Origin of the sequence: Bacillus sp. SG-1 (assembly GCF_000181495.1) — a bacterium.
Lineage (GTDB): Bacteria > Bacillota > Bacilli > Bacillales > Bacillaceae_B > Rossellomorea.
Genome location: NZ_ABCF01000129.1, coordinates 1 through 2,540 on the forward strand (window position 1 = coordinate 1; position 2,540 = coordinate 2,540).

General features: G+C 43.7%; 3 protein-coding genes. 2 read left to right on the forward strand and 1 reads right to left on the reverse strand.

What is annotated here, in order from left to right; translation table 11 throughout:
- Both BSG1_RS18980 and dtd read left to right on the forward strand, forming a co-directional pair.
- Nucleotides 1–1,526, forward strand: a 1,526-nt coding sequence (locus tag BSG1_RS18980; protein ID WP_006838852.1) for a RelA/SpoT family protein, incomplete at its 5' end; no start/stop codon positions are given.
- Between the two features lie 15 nt (nucleotides 1,527–1,541).
- Nucleotides 1,542–1,982 carry a D-aminoacyl-tRNA deacylase gene (gene dtd / locus BSG1_RS18985; protein ID WP_006838853.1) on the forward strand — a complete coding sequence of 147 codons (441 nt, stop codon included), beginning with the start codon at nucleotides 1,542–1,544 and terminating at the stop codon, nucleotides 1,980–1,982.
- A 245-nt stretch (nucleotides 1,983–2,227) separates the two neighbouring features.
- Here dtd and BSG1_RS18990 read toward each other — a convergent pair.
- A partial coding sequence (locus BSG1_RS18990) for an N-acetylmuramoyl-L-alanine amidase family protein (protein WP_006838854.1) occupies nucleotides 2,228–2,540 on the reverse strand: 313 nt, incomplete at its 5' end.

The following is a 2,540-nucleotide window of genomic DNA, read 5'->3' on the forward strand; positions in this document are numbered from 1 at the left end:
ACGAAGTAAAATCCAGTTTAGGTGAAGTAAAGATTGAAGCGGATATTTCTGGAAGGCCGAAACATATTTACAGTATCTACAGGAAGATGGCTCTTCAGAACAAGCAGTTCAATGAGATTTATGATTTGCTTGCCGTCCGGATTGTCGTTGACAGTATAAAAGACTGTTACGCGGTACTTGGTATTATTCATACTTGCTGGAAACCAATGCCGGGTCGTTTTAAGGATTATATTGCAATGCCTAAGCCCAATATGTATCAGTCCCTTCATACAACGGTAATCGGTCCGAAAGGCGATCCTCTTGAAGTGCAGATCAGGACAACGGAAATGCACCAGATTGCTGAATACGGGGTTGCCGCTCACTGGGCATATAAAGAAGGGCAGAATGTTGATGAGAAAACGACATTGGAGAAGAAGCTAACATGGTTCAGGGAGATTCTTGAATTCCAGAATGAATCCGCGAATGCAGAAGAGTTCATGGAGTCGTTGAAAATTGATTTGTTCTCTGACATGGTCTTTATCTTTACACCAAAAGGAGACGTAATCGAACTGCCGGCAGGATCGGTGCCGATTGACTTTGCTTACCGGATCCATTCCGAGATCGGCAACAAGACGATCGGGGCAAAAGTGAACGGGAAAATGGTTACTCTCGACTATAAACTTCATACCGGGGATATCATCGAGATCCTAACGTCCAAACATTCCTATGGACCAAGCAAGGATTGGCTGAAGCTCGCCCAGACATCCCAGGCTAAGAATAAAATTAAAACATTCTTTAAGAAGCAGCAGCGTGAAGAAAACATTGATAAGGGACGGGAACTTGTCGAGAAAGAAATCAAAAACCTCGAGTTTGAATTAAAAGAGGTTCTCACACCTGAAAATGTCTCCCGTGTATCAGAGAAATTTAATTTTATGAATGAAGAGGACATGTATGCAGCGGTAGGTTACAGCGGCATAACAGCTGCCCAAATTGCCAACAGGCTCACAGAGAAGCTGAGAAAGAAACGTGATCAGGAAGAATCCCTTCAGGAGACCATCACAGAACTGAAGGCGAACCAGCCGGTGAAACGGAAGCGGGATGCAGGAGTTCAGGTGAAAGGGATCGACAATCTGCTCATCAGGCTTTCACGGTGCTGTAATCCGGTGCCTGGCGATGAAATCATCGGCTTTATCACAAAAGGGCGCGGGGTTTCTGTTCACCGTTCGGACTGTACGAATGTTTGCGCTGAAAATGCCGAGCAGCGGCTGATACCGGTTGAGTGGGAAAGTGACTTTACGAACCGTAAGGAATATAATGTGGATATTGAAATCTCAGGATATGACCGCAGAGGATTGCTTAATGAAGTTCTTCAGGCGGTTAATGAAACGAAGACCAATATCTCAGCAGTCAGTGGAAAATCTGACCGTAATAAGATGGCTACGATTAATATGTCGATATCCATTCAGAATATCTCCCATCTACACAGGGTGGTAGAAAGAATCAAGCAAATCTCGGATATCTATGCTGTCAGAAGGATCATGAATTAAGGAGCTAGGTAAGAAATGAAAGTAGTACTTCAACGAAGCCGTGAAGCCTCTGTAACGGCAGATGGTAAACTCAGCGGTGAAATTACATCTGGATTCGTACTGCTGGTCGGGGTCACACATGAAGACACTGAAAAGGATGCCGACTGGCTCGCTGAAAAAATTATCAACCTTCGTGTGTTCGAGGATGCCGAGGGGAAGATGAACCGTTCTTTGCTTGACGTAGGAGGAGAAATTCTTTCTGTGTCGCAATTTACGCTTTATGGTGACTGCCGGAAAGGAAGGCGTCCCAATTTCATGGAGGCCGCTAAACCGCCTCATGCAGAAGAAATTTATAATTATTTCAATGACGAGCTAAGAAAAAAAGGTATTCGTGTCGAAACGGGCGTGTTTGGCAGCATGATGGATGTAAAGCTGACTAATGACGGTCCTGTTACATTGATCATTGAAAGTAAATAATACGTTTAAAAGGGCTGAAGATTCTTATCTTCAGCCCTTTTATTAAGGTTCTTTTCGTATTTAATGTTGCTTTGAATGAGATAGTTGATTTCCGTTCCGGGTGCGTGACCCCGAAGGGCTGGGTGCTGGAGCTAGACGACCGCTAGTCCCGCAGGAGGTCGCACACCCTACGCTCAATCAACCATTCGTAAACAATTCCAAAAGAGTTATTGTAAAAATAACAATCTGCTAAAACACCGCCTAGATTATTTCCTGAAATACTCAGTCAAGCCATTGTAGATGCTTCTTGCCGCCATATCCTGAAAGCTGTGTGTGTTGACTAATGCTTCTTCTGAAGGGTTGCTAAGATAGCCAAGCTCAAGCAGTACGGCAGGCTGCTTGTTTTCCCTTAGCACATAATAGTTCCCCTTCTTGACACCTCTGTTTCTGGAAGAAAGTGTTTTGCCAAGATTATCGAGTATGCTCTGAGATAAGTCTTTTTGATAACTATGATAATAATAGGCTGTGTATCCTTTTATGGATGAATCGTAGATACTGTCATAATGGACACTGATAAAG

Coding starts and splice junctions, on each gene's coding strand:
- dtd (WP_006838853.1), top strand. CDS start 1,542: ATGAAAGTAGTACTTCAACGAAGCCGTGAAGCCTCTGTAACGGCAGAT.